The organism is Streptomyces sp. LBL, assembly GCF_029893585.1.
In the GTDB taxonomy this organism is placed as follows: domain Bacteria; phylum Actinomycetota; class Actinomycetes; order Streptomycetales; family Streptomycetaceae; genus Streptomyces.
Genome location: NZ_JARXYX010000021.1, coordinates 164,489 through 182,278 on the forward strand (window position 1 = coordinate 164,489; position 17,790 = coordinate 182,278).

The 17,790-nt window shown below is 66.5% G+C and carries 12 protein-coding genes and 1 pseudogene; 3 read left to right on the forward strand and 10 right to left on the reverse strand.

Annotation, left to right across the window (positions count from 1 at the left end; translation table 11 throughout):
• Window positions 1-431: 431 nt before the first annotated feature.
• Both M2271_RS25305 and M2271_RS25310 read right to left on the reverse strand, forming a co-directional pair.
• A complete protein-coding gene (locus M2271_RS25305) occupies window positions 432-1,358 on the reverse strand; it encodes a helix-turn-helix transcriptional regulator (protein WP_280889632.1) in 927 nt (308 codons plus the stop codon).
• A gap of 429 nt (window positions 1,359-1,787) precedes the next feature.
• Window positions 1,788-2,828, reverse strand: coding sequence for an NAD(P)-dependent alcohol dehydrogenase (locus M2271_RS25310; RefSeq protein WP_280889608.1), 1,041 nt, complete (start codon window positions 2,826-2,828; stop codon window positions 1,788-1,790).
• Between the two features lie 207 nt (window positions 2,829-3,035).
• Between M2271_RS25310 and M2271_RS25315 the strand changes: the two genes are divergently transcribed.
• Window positions 3,036-3,296 carry a hypothetical protein gene (locus tag M2271_RS25315; RefSeq protein WP_280889609.1) on the forward strand — a complete coding sequence of 87 codons (261 nt, stop codon included), beginning with the start codon at window positions 3,036-3,038 and terminating at the stop codon, window positions 3,294-3,296.
• 116 nt (window positions 3,297-3,412) lie between these two features.
• Here M2271_RS25315 and M2271_RS25320 read toward each other — a convergent pair whose 3' ends face one another.
• The 5 genes and pseudogenes from M2271_RS25320 to M2271_RS25340 all read right to left on the reverse strand — a co-directional run bounded on the left by M2271_RS25320 (window position 3,413) and on the right by M2271_RS25340 (window position 10,669).
• Window positions 3,413-4,687: a glutamine synthetase family protein gene (locus M2271_RS25320; protein WP_280889610.1), complete on the reverse strand. Its 1,275-nt coding sequence runs from the start codon at window positions 4,685-4,687 to the stop codon at window positions 3,413-3,415.
• A 116-nt stretch (window positions 4,688-4,803) separates the two neighbouring features.
• A pseudogene (locus tag M2271_RS25325) lies at window positions 4,804-6,226 on the reverse strand (amino acid permease).
• Between the two features lie 159 nt (window positions 6,227-6,385).
• Window positions 6,386-6,574, reverse strand: coding sequence for a hypothetical protein (locus tag M2271_RS25330; RefSeq protein WP_280889611.1), 189 nt, complete (start codon window positions 6,572-6,574; stop codon window positions 6,386-6,388).
• A gap of 1,517 nt (window positions 6,575-8,091) precedes the next feature.
• A complete protein-coding gene (locus M2271_RS25335; protein WP_280889612.1) occupies window positions 8,092-9,903 on the reverse strand; it encodes a reverse transcriptase/maturase family protein in 1,812 nt (603 codons plus the stop codon).
• Window positions 9,904-10,426: 523 nt separating this feature from the next.
• Window positions 10,427-10,669, reverse strand: a complete 243-nt coding sequence (locus M2271_RS25340; protein ID WP_280889613.1) for a hypothetical protein — start codon at window positions 10,667-10,669, stop codon at window positions 10,427-10,429.
• A 129-nt stretch (window positions 10,670-10,798) separates the two neighbouring features.
• On the opposite strand from M2271_RS25340, the gene M2271_RS25345 reads away from it, so the two are divergent.
• Entirely contained in the window at window positions 10,799-12,043 is a 1,245-nt protein-coding gene (locus M2271_RS25345) for a helix-turn-helix transcriptional regulator (protein WP_280889614.1), read from the forward strand.
• A gap of 65 nt (window positions 12,044-12,108) precedes the next feature.
• On the opposite strand, the gene cutA is transcribed toward M2271_RS25345, so the two are convergent.
• On the reverse strand, window positions 12,109-12,435 hold the full coding sequence (cutA, locus tag M2271_RS25350; protein WP_280889615.1) for a divalent-cation tolerance protein CutA: 327 nt from the start codon (window positions 12,433-12,435) through the stop codon (window positions 12,109-12,111).
• A gap of 674 nt (window positions 12,436-13,109) precedes the next feature.
• On the opposite strand from cutA, the gene M2271_RS25355 reads away from it, so the two are divergent.
• Window positions 13,110-16,508 (forward strand): hypothetical protein, encoded by a 3,399-nt coding sequence (locus M2271_RS25355; protein WP_280889616.1) that lies wholly within the window; start codon window positions 13,110-13,112, stop codon window positions 16,506-16,508.
• A gap of 92 nt (window positions 16,509-16,600) precedes the next feature.
• On the opposite strand, the gene M2271_RS25360 is transcribed toward M2271_RS25355, so the two are convergent.
• Together M2271_RS25360 and M2271_RS25365 are read right to left on the reverse strand one after the other, a co-directional pair.
• Window positions 16,601-17,416 (reverse strand): hypothetical protein, encoded by an 816-nt coding sequence (locus M2271_RS25360; protein ID WP_280889617.1) that lies wholly within the window; start codon window positions 17,414-17,416, stop codon window positions 16,601-16,603.
• Between the two features lie 5 nt (window positions 17,417-17,421).
• Window positions 17,422-17,589, reverse strand: a complete 168-nt coding sequence (locus tag M2271_RS25365) for a hypothetical protein (RefSeq protein WP_280889618.1) — start codon at window positions 17,587-17,589, stop codon at window positions 17,422-17,424.
• Window positions 17,590-17,790: the final 201 nt, after the last annotated feature.

A 17,790-nucleotide genomic window follows, 5' to 3' on the forward strand; every position in this document is an offset into this window, starting at 1 on the left:
AGTTGGCCCGGGATCTGCGCACGTACTTCGACTTTCTGTGGTTCGCGCGAGGCCAGCGTGACTGGCGCGACGCGTCCATGGATGACCGGGCGGCGTACGAGTGGTGGCGTCGTCGCGACGAGCGTGGACCTCGTCTGTAAGACACGAGCTGGGACCGGGAGGTGTCCACGGTCAACGGGCCCACGGAACCGCCGCGACGGGTGGAGGAGCTGCGGGTGCGTCACCTGGAGCGGTACCTGATGTCGACGCGGCAGACGTGCGGGGAGAAGTCAGCCCGCCGGAACCTGTACGAGGAGGCCATCCGCGTTCTTCCACTGCCTACCCGCAGCACGCCCGCGCCGTCCTGAATCCGATACCGCACCCGGAGGCGTCTGGCGTGCGAAGGGACGCTGGGCGTGGCGCGCCGCCAACTACCGATGATCAACTGTTCATCAAGCCGTGCGTGCCGGCGGCATCCCGGCTCCCGCCCTTGTCGCGTCGGTGCTCCAGTCGGCCAGCAGTCGTAGTGCCTCCGCCGACGGGGAACCGGGTTCGGCGTGGTACGTCGCCAGCGTCTGTTCGTGGTCGTTGGCCGGGTGGAATGACTCCGGGTGGAGGTCGAGTTCGCCTACGAGCGGGTGGTGCAGGCGCTGGATGCCGTGGCACTTGTCCTTGACGTCGTGGGTGGCCCACAGCCGCCTGAACTCCTCGCTCTTCACGGAGAGTTCGCCCACGAGCGCGGACAGCCGGGGGTCGTCCGGATGGGAGCCGGCGTCCATGCGCAGCTGAGCGACGACGTTGTTCGCTTTGTGCTCCCAGTCCACAAACAGGTCGCGGTACTCGGGCCTCAGGAACACCAGCCGTGCCCGGTTCCGCTCGTGCGCCGGCAGCTCGGCCCAGTCGCCGAAGACCGCCGCGGCCATCCGGTTCCAGGCGAGGATGTCCGAGCGCCGCCCCACGAGGAGCGCCGGGACGCCGTCCATGGTGTCCAGCAGCGTCCGCAGGGGGCCCCGCACCTGCTGGGCGCGGCCGGCCGGCTTCTTCTTCTGTTTCGGCTTCGCCAGGTGTGTGAGGCGGGCGTGCTCGGCGTCACTCAGCCTGAGCGCGCGGGCGACGGCGTCGAGGACCTCCGCCGACACGTGCCGCCCGTTGCCCTGTTCCAGGCGCGTGTAGTACGCCACCGACACTCCGGCCAGCTGCGCCAGCTCCTCGCGGCGCAGCCCCGGCACCCGCCGGTACCGTCCGAAGCTCCGCAGCCCCACGTCCTCCGGCTTCAGCCGGGCCCGTCGGGTGCGCAGGAACTCGCTGAGCTCGGCACGCGGGTCCAGAGCGCCGGCGGCGGGCTCGTGCACCGGCTCGAGGACCGTCGGGTCCGTCAGGGCGTTGACGGTCCGCAGGTTCCTGGTCGGCAGCCTGCGTTCGGGGACCTCGTCGAGCACATCGCTCTCGTGCGTGGCCACCGCGGCGGCCTTCGGCCACAGCTGACGCCTACGACAGTTTTCGGCGGCGGCCCATTTACCAGGTCCGCCTCCCGTAAGGGAGTCCTTCGCCGATATCCGTCAGTTCGCCGCGGCCGACGCCCCGCTGCGGGCACGGCAGGTCTGCGAGGCGATGGACATGGAGATCGCGCCCAACAACATCAACAACACCCGCCTGAAACTCAAGCGGCTGACCGAGCGCTGCATCCTGGTCGAGACCGAGCAGGGATTGTTCGCCCAGCCGCGGCCATAGCCGCCCGGCGGCCGCCCGAGCAGCCTGCCTACCCCAACCGACAGGGCAATACGGACATCGAGTCAACTACCGCCCTCTCAGATGGTCGCGTTGTCGATCACGAACCGGTATCGCACATCGCTCGCCAGCACCCGCTCGTACGCCTCGTTGATCTCGGAGGCGGCGATCCGCTCGATCTCCGCACCGATCCCGTGTTCGGCGCAGAAGTCCAGCATCTCCTGGGTCTCGGGGATGCCGCCGATCATCGATCCGGCGAGGATCTTGTTGCCACCGATGAGGGAGAACGGGTGGAAGGCGATGGGCTCCTCCGGGACGCCCACGTTCACCAGGGCGCCGCCCGTCTTCAGCAGGCCGAGGTAGGCGCTCAAGTCCAACGGCGCCGACACCGTGGAGACGATGAGGTCGAAGGAACCGGCGAGCTCCTCGAACGTCTTCGGGTCACTGGTCGCGTAGTAGTGGTCGGCGCCCAGCTTCAGGCCGTCATCCTTCTTGCGCAGCGACTGAGAGAGGACCGTGACCTCCGCGCCGAGCGCGTGCGCGATCTTGACGCCCACGTGGCCCAGGCCGCCCAGGCCGACCACGGCAACCCTCTTACCCGGGCCCGCACCCCACTGCTTGAGCGGCGCGTACGTGGTGATGCCCGCGCACAGCAGCGGCGCGGCGGCGTCCAGGGACAGTCCGTCGGGGATACGGACGACGAAGTTCTCGTCGACGACGACATGCGTGGCGTAGCCGCCGTAGGTGATCTCGCCGTCCTTGCCGATGGCGTTGTACGTCTGGACAGCCCCCCGTACACAGTGCTGTTCCTGGCCGGCCTTGCAGTTCTCGCACTCGCGGCACGAGTCGACCAGGCAGCCGACGCCCACACGGTCGCCGACCTTGTACTTGGTCACGCCGGGGCCGACCTCGGAGACGACGCCCGCGATCTCGTGGCCCGGGACCATCGGGAAGATCGCCTCGCCCCAGCCCTCGCGGACCAGGTGGATGTCGGTGTGACAGATACCGGCGAACTTGATGTCGATCAGTACGTCGAACTCGCGGACTGCACGACGTTCGATGGTGGTGCGCTCCAGCGGAGCGTTGGCGGCGGGTGCGGCGTACGCAGCGACAGTGGTCATGCCGTGGTTCTCCTAGCGGGGGTTGCGCGCCCGGCTGCCTTCTTCCGGCCGGGCGCGTTTTTCACTGTAACCCATGTTCGCGTCAGCGCGAACATGGGTTCACTGCCCCTTCCCTGACGGCCCGGGGAAGACGTCGGCAGCGACCAGCCCCCGTCGCCGACACCGTTGCCTACGGCGAATCACCAGAGGTCAGCCTTCTCGTGGCAATTGACAGTCGTCACCGACTCCTACCTGCTCGCCGTCTCCCACCTGCCCAAGGCCGCGCAACCCGTCGACCCGCACACCTACGGCACCAGCACGATGGCGTCCCGCTTGAACTCCTCGGTGTACCGCTTCGTGTACTTGCTTCCCACCTGGTGCTACTTGCCGTTTCCTAGTGCCGCATCGGCCATCGTCAGATCTGTGATGCGGTCCCACCGCGCACCAGCCGACTGGCAGGGCACAGCGCGGGAGGCCAGCGCGTGTTGAGGCAAAGGGGGTGACTCCTTCAGGCGGCGAGGTCGTGCGGAGCGCGGGCGGGCATCCGACGGCGCAGGGCCTCGCTCATGGAGGCTCGCGAACAGGAGATTCGCCAGCGACCTTCGTCAGGCGCGACCGATCCCGTACTCCCGTTCGATGTCGGTGACCTGGGTGCGCTCCCGTTGGATTTCGGCTCGGGCGGCGCGAGTGAAGTGACGTACAACGGTCTCGCCGAACGCGGCGAGCGGTACCGTACCTCCGCTGAAGTAGGCGGAGCCTTCGGTAAGGGTGGCGGCGATCGGGACGGCGAGGGCGGTGTAGGCGTCGCCGTGGCAGGGGTCGGTCAACTCGGGCTGGTCTTGGAAGCCGTGCGTGATGGAGGCGCAGGATGCGGCGAGGGCGAGGTAGGGGTTGGCGTCGGCCCCGGGCAGGCGGATCTCCAGGTGGGCACCCTTGCCGACGCCGGTGATTCGTACGGCGCAGCCTCGGTTGTCGAAGCCCCAGGTGTGACGGGTCGGGGCGAAGGTATGCGGCCGGAACCGCTTGTAGGAGTTGGTGAAGGGCGCGTACAGAGGGGCCAGGGACGGCATGCCGGAGATGAGGCCGGCGATGGCCCGTTCCATCGCTGGGGGCAGGTCCTGACCGCGGTGATAGGTGAAGGCGGTTCCGTTGGCCGACCACAGAGACACGTGCAGGTGCAGCCCGCTGCCGGTCCCGGTGAACGGCGTGGCCATCCAGACGGGTGTCATGCCGTGACGTTGGGCGAGGTCGTCTGTGATCAGGCGGAAGACGGGGTACGCGTCGCACGCTGCCATCGGGTCCCCGTGGGCGAAGGTGACCTCCACCTGGCCAGCTGCCCCCTCAGTCTTGATCGCTTCGACCGGGATTCCGGCCAGGCGCAGATCGGAATGGAGGTCGCGGAAGAAGTCGCTGATCTTCGGGGGATGTCCGAGGGCGTAGTCGAGGTTGCGGGGCCAGGCCGGGCGCAGGTCGCGATAACCGGCGCGGCGGATCTTGTCCGGCGTGCCCGCCAGGAGCAAGAACTCGGACTCGATGCCCAGAGAGACGTGGTACCCGACGTCGGAGAGACGTTCCAACTGGCGCCGGAGCATGTTGCGGGGTGCCACCTCGACCGGCGAACCGTCGTGGTTAAGGGCGTCTCCTACGACGACGGCAGTCCCAACCTGGTAGGGCAGCATCCGCACGGTGCCGAGGTCTGCCTTGACGGCGAGATCGCCGTAGCCCTGCTTCCAGCTGGTGAGGTCGTAGTCGTCGAGCGGGGTCATATCGAGGTCGGTCGCCAGGATGTAGGCGCACATCTCCGCCGCAGAGCCCATCCGCTCCACGAGTACCTCAGCGTCGAGGACCTTGCCCTTGAGCCGGCCGTATATATCTGGCACGGCCAGTAGGACCCTCGTAATCTCCCCGCTGCCGACGTCCTTGCGCAGTCGGTTCCTTGAGTCTGAAGTCGTCAGATCGGGGGCTGGCTCTGTGTTGTGCTCTTCGCCGTCAGCCATCAGACGATCTCCTTCATACTGGCCTGGTCGGCGGCGGTGGTGTGAGCAGTGAGCTGATAGTCGCGGCGGCCCCGCGTGATCCAGGTCAGCCAGGCGATCCCCAAGGCCACCGTCAGGGTCACGCCGGCGTAGTTGAAGGTCTCCGCAGTCACGGGAGAGGTCTGGGGCAGGCAGAAAACAACCGTGATGACCATGACGTAGATCACCGCGATCCAGCCGATCGGGCGCCGCCACCGGCCCAACGTCCACGGGCCTGGCACGTACGCGTCGCCCTTGCGCAGGGCAAGGTAGACAGGGATCCCGTACGCGGGAATCATCCCGACAGCGTTGATCGCGGTGATCGCGCCGTACGCGGCCGGAGACCACAGGGCGGGCAGCGCGAGCAGGAACGGCATCACCACCGCCAGCCACACCCCCGGGACAGGGGTCTTGGTACGGGGGCTGACACTCCGAAAGGTCTGCCACCGCGGCAGCGCCCGGCTACGGGAGAAGGCGTAGATCATCCTGCTCGCGGCGGCCACCTCCGCGTTGCCGCAGAACAGCATTGCGATGATCACGACCAACAACAGGGCCTTCGCTCCGAAGTTGCCGAGCACGTCGAGGAAGATCTGAGCGGGGGGAACACCCGTCGCCGTGTTCTGCGTGCCCTTGTAGTCCTGTATCGCTGACAACATCCCCGCCAGAAGGATGAAACCCGCGATCCACGACACGGCGATGGCGTGCACGATCCCCTTCGGGGCCGAGGTTTGCGCCTTGGTGGTCTCCTCCGCGACGTGGGAGCTGGCGTCGTACCCGCAGAACGTGTACCCGGCGATCAGGCTGCCGATGAGGCACACATAGAGCGGGTTGGAGAACCCGCTGTCGTTGACGAACTGGGTGAAGACGAAATCGGGCGAGCGGTGCTGGACAGGGGCGAGAGCGAGCGTGCCGACGATGAGCGTCACACCGCCCAGCTGCCACCACACGGAGATGGAGTTGAGGACGGTCACCAGGCGTACACCGCATACGTTCAGCAGGCCGTGCACAAGCAGGATGGATCCGAAGATGCCCATGATCGTTGTGCCGGTCGGGGTGATGTCCCACTGGAGCTGGGCGAAGGCGCCGATGAACGCGGCAGCGCCGTAGTCGATGCCAGCGATCGCGCCCCACAGTCCGAGCAGGTTCAGCCAACCGGTCATCCACCCCCAGCGCGGCCCGCCGAGCTTGTCGGCCATGAAGTACGGACCCCCGCTCGTGGGATAGGCGGAGACCACGTCGGCCAGGGAGACCCCCGACAAGCATCGTCATGAACCCGATCACGACCCAACTGCCCAGCATGACCGCGGGTCCCCCGTGGCCCAGGCCGAAGCCGAACAGGGACATGCCGCCGGCGAGAATGCAGATCACGGAGAAACTGATCGCGAAGTTCCCGAACACCCCCATCTTCCGGGAGAGTTCGGCCTTGATCCCGAGTTGGGCCAGGACCTCGTCGTCATGCGCTATTGCTTCTGATCTACTGCTGAGCACTTATGATCCTCATAGGTGATGTAGGGGACGAAACGAGGCGGGGCGCACGAGAGCGAGTGGGCGGCGACCGGGCGTTCATCGGTGACGGACCCTTGGCCGTACGACGGAGGCCCGCATGCGCAGGAACTCGGAGTGCCAGTCGCGGCGCAGACTCGCGCTGAAGGTCTCCCACGGCGCGTTGGTGGCGTACGGGCCAATCTCGTTGAACACCGCGGCGGCCCCGTGCTCGCCTGAGGCGACGAGGGTGAACGCCAGGTAGTTCAAGGTCCAACAGCGACAATCGCGGACGCTGGGGCGGGGGTGTCGACTCGAACCAGCCGAACCGGGCACGGCGCACATAGTGCCGAACCTGGTCCGAGGCCCAGAACGACAGCGCGCCGATCTCCCCGCTGCCGTGTCGGCGCTGGTATTCCGTGACGAATGCGTGCAGCGGCAACATGTGGAGCGCGGACGCGGAATCTTCCGGGGCGCCGCCAGACGCCCAACGGGTGAAATCCACAGCTAGCCAAGGCGCACGAAGCTCGGCGTACTCCCGCATTCGGTGGTATGCCTCACGGCTACCGGGGTGGCGCCGGTCGGCCTCATGTAACAGGGGCCATGGCCCGGGGAATAACGCCTTCTCGGGGGCTGCGTCCCATCGGTTCTTTTCAATGCTCTGACCCCAGAGCTGAAGGCGTTGGATGAAGTACGGGTCCAGCGACCTCAAACCCCCGCGACCGACCGGCAGTTTGGCCAAACGGAGCAGGTCCACCCACGGCACCGGATCCTCCGGCCAACGACCCACAGCACCGAAACAGGCATCCCGCGCGAGAGCGCCGACTTGGAAGACGAGGTCACGGTCTCGCCCTTCGTCCATGGCACGCAGTGCCTCGCGGGTGAGCACTCTCGCCCACATCATCAACGCGTCGGCAGAGAAGGGCTCTTCAGAGAGCCAATCCTTGATCGCGCCTAGGGAGCCCGCCCCCACAGAAAGCACCAGGCTGCGCGAAGTCCGCAGCTCCCAGTCCGGGCCCGTCCTCCTCAGTAGGTCGCGTGCAGCGGACCAGCGCCCAAGCCGCAAGTCGTCCAAGGGGGCACGCAGTTCGTCATCGCGGCCGGCCAGATCGACGATCAGGGGCATGTCAGCAGCGGGCATCGGAACCTCCCCGGCCAGTGGGAGGGACTAGCGCCCGGAAGGCGGCTTCGGCTCTCCGATGGCGTAAGGAGAAGGCGGTAAACACGGGGAACCTCACGATGGGGATAGGGGCCGCCGAGCCGCAGCCGGGCACACACCTTGGGAAGGTAGGCAGCTGCGGCCCGACGGCTGTTCAGGGGGTCCCGACGGATAGGAGCGTCCAGTCGGTTTTCGGTGCAGGCGCGGGCCGCTCACCAGCACCAACGGATCGGCGGCTCTCTGGCTCTTCAGTGAGGGCCATCGGCGCTTCGACGGCGCGAGCGTCCGCCGGCGGAAGGGCGAGGCAGCACCACGTCATCGTGCCGTCGCTGCTGACACCCCACTCCGTCGCAAGAGCTGCGACGAGCCACAGCCCCCGGCCGTTCTCCGCCTCGGCGTCCACCTCACGTCGTTGAGCCGGAGTCGGGTTTCCGTCCGTGACCTCGATATGCAGTTCCTCAGTCGAACTCACAACCCGAAGCCCGATCTCGGACCCGTGGCAGTGCCGCAGTACCGGTAGGCCGCTGGCGAGGTTTCTGCTGTGCAGTCCCTTTTCCAGCGGCCCCCGGCCCGAACCCGCCGTGCACCTTTCGGTGCAGCGGGCTCTCCAGTGACTACTGCGTGTTCCTCACTTCTGGTGTGCATGGACGTCTGCGTGGCAAGCGACGCAGACCACGAGGGTCCTGCGTCGTTTCCTGAGCATCAGCTGCACCCATGCGGACCGTTCACCCTTGCTGCGCAGCTCTGCGAGGTGGCGGACCTGGTGTGTCTCCACCTGGGTTCGCCGGTCGCAGAGTTCGCACCTTCCTTTGCGGAGCCGGTCGATGAGCTGGCTGCCGCGCGGGCGGCTGCGGGGGGTGAACATGGTGGACGGGAGATCGTCGAGGACGGCCGTCCGTTTCCTTGTGAGGGGAATGCCACCGAACCGTGCGGTCAGTGGTTTCCTGCCCTCGCGTTCGATCCTGGCCTCGAAGCACCTGCGTGGTCCCTGGGGTGTCCGGATGGTTGTCTTGTAACGGTTGGCCATCGCGGTCACCCTTGACCGGTGTTTGGCGGCCAGGGTTTTGAGCATGGAGGTCAGCATGACCCCCTTGAGCCGGTCGAGTTTCCAGACGTCGCCGGCCAGCAGGTAGTACTGAACGATGCCCCGGTACTGAGCTCCGTAGAGGCTGACGATGTCGAAGGGTGCGCAACTCGTCAGCGGGAGCAGGTGCGTGGGTTTGCCACGGCGGAGGAACGGGGCGCATTTGGCCTTGATCACGTCCTTGGGCACGCGGAGTTGGATCTTCCCGTTAATGGAGCGGAGGCCGCGGCTGAGGCGGCCGCCCCGGGAGATCTTTTCGTCGGCGTGCTGGACGGTGATCTCGTAGCCGAGGAAGCGGGCGACCTGGGTGCGGCCGTGCGTGATCAGTGTCTTGTCCTGGTTCAGTTCCAGCTTGAGGTCGTCGCGCAGGAATGCGGCCAGGCGCTGTTTGATCGTCTCGGCTTCGGCCTTGGGTCCGATGAACCCGAGGAGGTGATCGTCCGCGTAGCGGATGTAGCGCAGCCGCCGGTAGCCCGGGTCCTGTGGATCTCCGGCCGGATGGCGGCGCAACTCTTTGCGCCATTGGCGGACTTGAGCGGTCTCGGTGTTCTCCTTTCTGTATGCGAGCCGCTTCCGGGCAGCCCCGATTGCATTCTCCAGCTCTCTGTAAGCCGGATTCTTTCGTCGGGTTGTCCCTCGGGTGTATTCCGGGATGAGGACAGTCTCGACAAACTTGTCCAGCCGGTCCATGTAGATGTTGGACAGGAGAGGAGAGAGTACGCCACCTTGTGGGGAGCCCGACAAGGTGGCATGCCATTTCCAGTCCTCCAGGTATCCCGCCTTCAGCATCTGTCGAATGAGGCGGAGGAACCGGTTGTCGTGGATCTTCTCCGACGTGATCGTCAGCAGGACCTCATGGTCGAGCGAGCCGAAGCAGTCGGAGATGTCTCCTTCGATGAACCAGGTTGTCCCGGTCCAGTTGTGTGTCACCTCGGACAGTGCCGTGTGACAGCCCCGGCCGGGGCGGAAACCGTGGGAGCGGCCGGAGAACCGTGGCTCGTAATACGCCTCCAGCAGGAGGCGGATCACTTCGCCGACGAGTTTGTCCGACCAGGACGGCAGGCCGAGTGGGCGCGTCTTTCCGTTGGATTTCGGAATGTGGACGCGTCGTACCGGGCGGAAGCGGTAGCGCTCGTGGCGCATGGCTTCGATGATGCACCCGATCTTGGCTTCGGACATGCCGTCGGCGGTCTCCCCGCAGGCTCCGGGTGTCATCGCGCCGTGGTTGGCATAGATGCGCCCGTAGGCCAGTAGATACAGGTTCGGGTTGAACAGTTGTCGATACAGCTCATCGCACGGCAGGCTCCGCCTGCCGCGTTCACGCAGGACATCAAGTACCGATTCGGCGTTCTGCATTACGCATACCTCCCAGTATCGTGATATCCGATCACCTGGCCCCCTTCGCCCTGTGGACGGGTTTCCCGTCCCCCTTGGCAGGTCGTTACTCCTGCGACTACTACGGGGCCTCCGTCACCTTGGGGCTCGCGCCCTTTAGGTGATCCCATGTTCGTCTCTGTTGTACGTATCTAGCGCGACTTAGGCGCCCCACTCATCTCCTTGAATTCCCTCACTGGGAATCATTCCACGACCCGAAGGGTGCGATGGATACGCAATTAATCCATCGCAGGGTGCGGCGCCGGTGTCACGTGCAGATTTCCGGCGGATGCGACGCGTTTCATCCTTTGGAGATTGGGGTTCAGGCAGTTCAGCTTTCGCCATATCGCGCGGGTCCCTCAGCGCCTCGCTTCTACACGTGAACACGAGCACTGATTTCCTGGCATGCTGCTGTCCCCTTCACCTTTCGGATCCAGGTAAGCCATCGGACCCAGGAACCTCCCTTCAATTCCTCCCGGCTCAGCCGGGGATACAACAGAGCGCCTCATGGCGCACCGGCGTTGGTCACCAGTTCCGAGACCGCAAGCGTGGCCGTGTCATTCAGTGCTGTGAGGCCCCAAAGGCGCAGGTGCGCCAGAGTGATCCGTCGCATGAGCCGGACGTGCGCGTCGGCTGGAGCGAAGGCCACCTCGAAGTGACGGATGGCTGCCCGCTCTGATCCGGCCTGGGCGCGTTGGTTGCAGCACCCTCGGCCGTCGTCGTGGTTGAGCGCCTTGCGGAACGTCATGGACCTATCGCACCGCGCTATCAAGCAACTCGCCAGGGGAATCCAGAGGGGGAAAAGTTTGTCAAGGGGGAAACCAACGAGGGGATCTGAAGCCACTATTGGTGCAGTCCACCGACAGAGGTCACACTCATGCCAGCAGATCCGTTCGCTGAGCTGCTTCTCCGACTGCGTAAGCAAGCGGGACGCACTCAGGACGAACAAGCAGAGGCGATCAACACTGTCTCCGGTCGGGAAACCATGACCCGCCGTGAGATCAACCGGTACGAACACGGTCAAAACATCCCCACCAACCACACGGTTGCGCACATTGCGACGGCCTGCGGCTTACCCCCTGAACAGTTGCAGAGGGAGGCGGCAGCCGCCCGCGGCCGACGGAGGAAGGGACGCCGCCGTGGAGGGGAGGAGCTGAACGACGTGAACCGCCGGACACTGATTGGTGGCGCTGTTCTCGGCGCAACTGCCGCTGCTGAGCCATGGGGCCGCCTCGCGCACGCTCTCAAACGAGGGACGAAGGTCGATACGACCGGGTTAGACGCTCTCACCGATCATGCTGCTGCCCTCCATGTGAGCGAGCATCACCTCACGGCCCGGCAACTCCAGAGCAGGGTCGAGGACCACCTTGACGCCATTACCGCCGTTCTGCCTCGTGTCGGCGAGCACGAGCGTGCCTTGACCATTGCTGCTGGCGAGACGGCTGCCCTGGCTGGATGGGTAGCTTGGGACCTGGGCGACTCGAAGAGGGCGCGCGCCTACTACGAGGTCACGAGCGAGTGTGCCCAGGCCGCCGGACATCCTCCGCTGCGGGCGTTGGCTCTGGCGTACGCAAGCTATGGGGCTGCCACGCCGGAGAAGGCCATGAAGCTTCTGGCTCAAGCTGCCCAAGATGTACGGGGGCCGGGTAACGCTGCCGCTGCTGCGTGGGTCCACGGCCGTTATGCGGAAGAAGCGGCGACCGCCGGCGATGACATCGGCGCCCTGCGGGCCCTGGAGCGCGCCCAGGCCGTGTACGACTTCGCAGACCACACCACCGAGCAGGCATGGGTGCGTTTCATGACCCCCTACCGCCTCGACTCTCTGTCGTTGTCGGTGTACGGGCAGCTCAGGAGGCAGGAGTTGACGGAGACCGCCGGCAATGCCGTAAACCGCCTCGGTGACGAGCTGCCGGACTCAGGGGTCGTGGTCCTGGGCGACCTGGCCTCAGCACTGCTGCGCGGGGGAGATGTCGAACAAGGCGTCTACGTGTCGCATCAATTCGCAGCCGCAGCGGAGGCCCGACCGAACACCATGGGCAAAGCGCGCGCGCAGGACATTGCGACATTGCTCCCCAGTCGGGAGAAAGAACTCGCTTGGCATCTGCAGCAGTTGGCGGCGTGAACCGTTGTGCGGCTGCCGCACGCAACGGTCCGTGCAGCAGCCGCACAACGGTCGTCGTACGTGCCCTACCTCGCGGCCGACTGTTCGGCTACCCACGACAGGTAGGCCGCAGAACCACCGGTAATCGGCAGGACAACCCACTCTGGAACCTCGTAGCTGTGGTTCTGGGCAACCCACGCCTCAAGTTCCGGGAGACGGTCGGTGGTCGTCTTGTACGAGATCCGCCATTCGGTGGCCGTCTCAATCTTGTCCTTCCACCAGTACACAGCGGTCAACGGCGGGTCGATGTGGGCGCCGGCGGCCAGCCGGTTCTCAACCGCGCCTCGTGCCAGCGCCGTCGCCTTGTCCTCGTCATCGATGGTCGTCTGCGCCACCACGATCTCGCTCGCCATTGCGAACTCCCCTCCTGGTCGATGTGCAACGACCCTACCCAGGGCGCGTATCGAGTCGTGATCAAGGAGTGGTTCGAGTGAGGTCCTTGATCCAGATCATTGAGGGGCCAGGAAGGCCAGGGCGGCCATCACCCAGGTGCGGTACCGGTGCCAGGAGGTCCACGGCGGACCTGGTACTGGCCCAGGCCGTTGATCTGCTTGGCGAGTTCGTTGTTCTCCTCGATCTTCCAGCGGACCCCGGCCCTCACGACCGTGAATCCGTCACCTCTGTCGGTCCGGCCCACGAGGCATCAAAGTGTCCGCGGACGGCGCCCTGCCTGTGGGACTCGTGAGGACTCGCTGCGGCCGCCGAAAGTGTCGGCGGTAGGCGTCCAAAAGCCTCGGGCCTGTCGTCGTCAGGAAACCGGTGAAGGCCGAGGCAATCCGGACGATGTCGCCCGCGGCATGGACGTAGTCAATCAAGTCGTGCACTGGGGTACCTCCGGGATCACTGGCGGTGGAGACGTCTGCTCCGTGCTGACCGGATCAGGATCGGCTGACCAACCGCCGTGAACTGTCCTCTGTTGTCCGCACTGCGATGGACATTCGCGATTTGCCTGCTGACTGGGGACGAAGCCGGGAAGATTGGACAGTCACAGGACAGCGAGTGGACAGCACCACGGGGGACCTTTTCCATGAGCCGCAAAGGGCGAGGGGCCGAGATCAATCGTTCGGGCTGGCCCGAGTCCGGCCCGAAGCGCGAGTGGCTGGAGTACTGCGATCGGCTCCACAAAGCCAACAACTTCCGGAGTCTGAGGACGCTGGCTGCGGCGATGGGTTACAGCTCCCCAAGTTGGGTCAGCCAGCTGCTTCGGGGACCAAAGCTGCCGTACGACGACACCCAAGCACAGAGCCTGGTGAAGGCTCTTGGCGCAGAAGGCTCGGAGGTCGACCACGCGCTGAAGCTCTACCGCCGGGCCCTCCGGGATGGTCGACAACGACACGTCGCCGTACGGCGGGACTGCGTGGGGCGCCTGATCAGCGAACTCGGTGACGAGGACGCTGTGGCCTTCGGTGTGCACCCCTCCGTGCAGGCGAGCACAGATCCGTCAGTGGGCAACGCGCCACTGCCCGGATACCTGACCCGTCGACATGACAAGGCGCTGCGTGCCGACATCGCTCGAGCCGAGCATGGCAGCCGGGTGGTGGTTCTGGTGGGGCAGTCGTCCACCGGTAAGAGTCGGGCCTGCTGGGAGGCGATGCGCAGCATGCTGCCGGACTGGTTCGTGTGGCATCCGCTCGCCCCCACCCGGCCGACGGCGGTGCTGGAGGCATTGGAGGGGAACCGTCTGCGCCCCCGGACGGTGATCTGGCTCGATGAGATGCAGCTGTTTTTGGCTGCCCCGACGGTTGGTGAGCAGGTCGCCACGCGCCTCCACGAGTTGGTGCAGGATCAGTCCCGCGGCCCGCTGCTGGTGCTCGGCTCGATGTGGCCGAGATACATAGACCAGATCAGCCGGGAACCGGCCTGGGACCACGCAGCGGCACGGCTGCTGCTGCGCATCGCCCGGATCATTAACGTCCCCCAGGACTTCACCGGATGGGATCTGACTGCGCTGCGGGAGCGACTGCGCGCCGAGCCCGATGCGACACTGCGGCTGGCCGTGGCACGCGCTGGAACGAGGGTGTGCCAGTTTCTTGCCGGGGTGCCCCACCTCATGGCGCGCTACGAGCAGGCGGACGCCACGACCCAGGCAGTCGTGTGGGCTGCCATGGACGCACGGCGCCTGGGACATGGCAGGCTGATTCCAGAGGACTTCCTGCTCCGGGCGGCGCGGAGCTACCTGACTGCCGACACATGGGAACAGGCGGACGCGGACTGGTTCCAGCATGCGCTGTCCACACTGGCCGAGCCCTGCCTCGGCGTCCCCGGCCCGCTGGTCGACGCTTCGGACGGATCAGGGGTCGGCCCCCACTACCGGCTCACCGACTACCTCGATCAACTCGGCCGGATTGAGCGCGCCGACCAATACCCGCGGGCCAGCTTCTGGGACGCCGCCGTCGCCAGCATCGCGGACCCGGCTGATCTGACGGCGCTCGCGCAGTCCGCTTGGACTCGCGGTCGCCTGCAGCAGGCTGAACGGCTATTCCGGGCAGCTGCCGACCTCGGTGGACGCAACGTGCTCATGGAGCTGGCCTCAACGGTGCTCAGGCGGGAGAGCGGCAAAGACCAGCGCCTCGCCGAACGGCTGTACCAGGTGGCGGCCGATCATGGCGAGCCTGACGCATTCGCCCACTTGGCCCACATGGCCGTGGAGGCCGAGCGGCCCGAAGAAGCGGAGGTGCTGTACCGCCAGGCCGCGAAGCGGGGCAGCGCCCACGGGCTGGAGCACCGCGCGGATGAGCGGCTTCAGTCCGGTGACCAGGCGGCCGCCGCCAGTTTGTACCAGCTTGCCGCCGACCGCGGCAGCACCCACGCTATGAAGCAACTGGCCCAAATAAGCCGGGAAGCCGGCGACCTCGACGGCGAGGAACGGCTGCTCAGAGCGATAGCCGATCGCGGATACAGCGGCGAGCTGGGCGAACTCGCGGTCCGACGGGACGAAGACGGTGATCCTCAAGGCGCTGAGCGACTCCTCGACGAGGCCGCGCCACCAATCTATTGGCGCAGGCGTATCGCGGACGCAAGGATGGCGGCTGGCGATCGCAAGGGCGCGGAGCGGGTCCTCCTCGCCGCCGTCGGCACCAGCGACGTCGTGTCGGCCCTCCACAATCTGGCCGAACTACGCAAGGAATCCGACGACCGGGCCGGCGCGGAACGCGCATACGAGCAGGCAATGGACCTCGGGGACCCGTTCGCGGCGCTGAACGTAGCCGTCCTGCGAGAGGAAGCCGGCCACGACGACGAAGCCGTCCACCTGCTCGAGGACATCGCCGCCCACGGCGACGCCCACACTACCGGCCACCATGCAGCCGTAGCTGCGCTGAGACGCCTGGTAGGACTTCGGTGTCGACTGGGCGACCACGATGCCGCGTACCGCGCAGCCTGCTCGCTCGCCGACCGCGGCGACCCCGTCGAGCTGGCCGCAATGGGCTGGCAGCGCGATAGGGCCGGCGACCGCGAGGGTGCATTGCGCCTGTTCCGGGTGACCGTGGATCGCGGCTACAACGACGCGTTCTTCGGCCTGATGACAGTAGCTATGCGGTCCGGTGATCACGAGCTCGCCGCCCGGGTGCGACGGGAGTCCGAGCACCGAGGTCTTACGCATTGGCTGATGGATACCGCGGTGCAGTTGGCGCGGAGCGGCGATCGTCACGCCACGGCCGTCGAGTTGTTTCGCAGGGCCGCCGATGGCGGTAACGCGTTCGCGCGGCGATACCTTTCGTCCTATGTGGACAACCCGGTGGACGGTGTTGACGTCATGGACCACCGGCTTCACCCGGCCGCCGGGCACAGCGACACCGCCGAAGTGGTGAGCCAGGTCTGGTTCAGAGAGATCGTCGGAGACCGGGCGGGTGCCGACGCGGCCGCGGGGGAGGCGGCAGAGTGCGGCAATCACCTGGGCCTGATCAACCTGGCCTGGCTACGCGCCGACGCCGGCGACACCGACGCCGCGGACCGGCTTCTGTGGCAGGCCGTCGACCGTGGCAACGTCTTCGCTCTGGAACGCCTGGCGGATGCGCGAGTGCAAGCCGGGGACCGTTCGACGGCGATCGCCCTCTATCGACGGGCGGCGGCTGATGGCTACACGTTCGCCTGGCAAATGCTGGCCCGACTGTACGAGGCAATCGATGATCTCAGCGCAGCACACGAGGCGGCTCGGCAAGGTGCGATCCTCGGCGACGCCGACGCTCTGACAGAGCTGGCGCGGTCGCGGGAAGCTGCGGGCGACGTGACCGGTGCCAAACAACTGGTCCGTCAGGCAGTTGATTGCGGTGGCTCCGACGCGCTGCAGGCGCTGTACTGGTTGGTCAAGAGCACCGACGGGCCCGAAGTGGCCGAACAGCTCCGCACCCTCGGTCTCGACGATGACGGGACGTTCGCAGCACCGTCGGCTCATGGCCCGCGCAGGACGAAAGCCGCGGGGTGGTGACGCCTGGCCAGCGTTGGGGATAGGGCTGTGTGCGGTGTACCGCACATGCGCGCAGAGCCGACGGGAGGCGTGAGCCGTGACTTCAGGACACGTCAGGCTGACGTCAGATCTGGCCGTGGGCCGAATCCTCGCCGACAGCACGGATGGGAGATCGGCCACTCCGCAGCATCTTCGACGGTCCGCACTGTGCGGTTGGCCTTGTCGGTGTCCTGATGCGTGGTCCAGCCGCAGTCGAGGCCATCGAAGACCTCGACCATCGTGACGCCCGCCTGGCGACTCCGGTTGAGAGTGCCGGCGTTGTAGGCGACGGCCGACTTGGCGAGGGTGGCGGCTTCGGCCCAGGCCCGGACCGGGACGCGAGCGCCGTTGCGATAGACGACGTGGGTCAGCTTGTGCTCGGCGGCGAGCCTGGCCGCGAGGGTCTTCGCGGCCTGCTTCGCCGTCATGTTGCCCGCCGCGAGCAGCGGGACCTCTCGGCGGGCCGCCTCTCGCGCCACACGGTAGAACTGGTTCGCCATCCGCTCGGCCTCCTGCGAACGGAGCAGGAAATCGGCGTACAAGTCGGCCGCGAGCGACTGTAGGGCGTCGCGGTGGAAGGTAGTCCAGGTGAAGGTCGCGTCGAGGGCTTCGGCGGCGGCTTGAGCGCCGGCGGCGTACAGGTGGGGTAGTTGACGTTGGACGAACTGCCGGGCCTCTTGGTCGACGCGCTGGCGGAAGACGTGAATCGCCTGCTTGAACTCCTCCAGTGTCGCGACGGTGTGCGGCGTCCTTGGGTTGCCGGCGAACTGGGTGAGGACGGCGCGCTGTTTGGCGGCAAGTCGCTGCCAGGCGTCTTCGAGGACCTCTGCGACGCGGCGCGCGACCTCGTCAGGGTCACCGGACACGAGCGGCTGCCACTCGTACGCCATCCGGGCTACCGGCCCCGGCGAGCACGCAGGAGCGGCGCGCTCACAAGGTCAGTGCTTTCCTCGCCATCGGCGAGTTCGTCCGGCGCGACCAGGTCCACGAGCGCCGTGATTTGGCGTTCGAGCCCTACGAGGTTGTTGCTCTGATCGATGGTGACCACGCCGTCCACGGTCATGCGGAGGGGGTCGGCGAGCAGCCTCGCGCGTCGCTCGGCCAGGACCTCGTTCGCGACGGCGCGAGCGGAGGATAGCCGCGCGTAGCGTGCTCAAGGTCGGAGGTGTTAGGGCCTGCGTGGAGTTGCGATCTCGCGGGGCCCCGGCTCGGGAGGGGCGGGGCCTTTGGAGTAAAACTGTGGGGTGTCTCGACCTCAACTTTC

Coding starts and splice junctions, on each gene's coding strand:
- M2271_RS25310 (WP_280889608.1), bottom strand. CDS start 2,828: ATGACCACTGTCGCTGCGTACGCCGCACCCGCCGCCAACGCTCCGCTG.
- M2271_RS25335 (WP_280889612.1), bottom strand. CDS start 9,903: ATGCAGAACGCCGAATCGGTACTTGATGTCCTGCGTGAACGCGGCAGG.
- M2271_RS25340 (WP_280889613.1), bottom strand. CDS start 10,669: ATGACGTTCCGCAAGGCGCTCAACCACGACGACGGCCGAGGGTGCTGC.
- M2271_RS25345 (WP_280889614.1), top strand. CDS start 10,799: ATGCCAGCAGATCCGTTCGCTGAGCTGCTTCTCCGACTGCGTAAGCAA.
- cutA (WP_280889615.1), bottom strand. CDS start 12,435: ATGGCGAGCGAGATCGTGGTGGCGCAGACGACCATCGATGACGAGGAC.
- M2271_RS25355 (WP_280889616.1), top strand. CDS start 13,110: ATGAGCCGCAAAGGGCGAGGGGCCGAGATCAATCGTTCGGGCTGGCCC.
- M2271_RS25360 (WP_280889617.1), bottom strand. CDS start 17,416: ATGGCGTACGAGTGGCAGCCGCTCGTGTCCGGTGACCCTGACGAGGTC.
- M2271_RS25365 (WP_280889618.1), bottom strand. CDS start 17,589: ATGACCGTGGACGGCGTGGTCACCATCGATCAGAGCAACAACCTCGTA.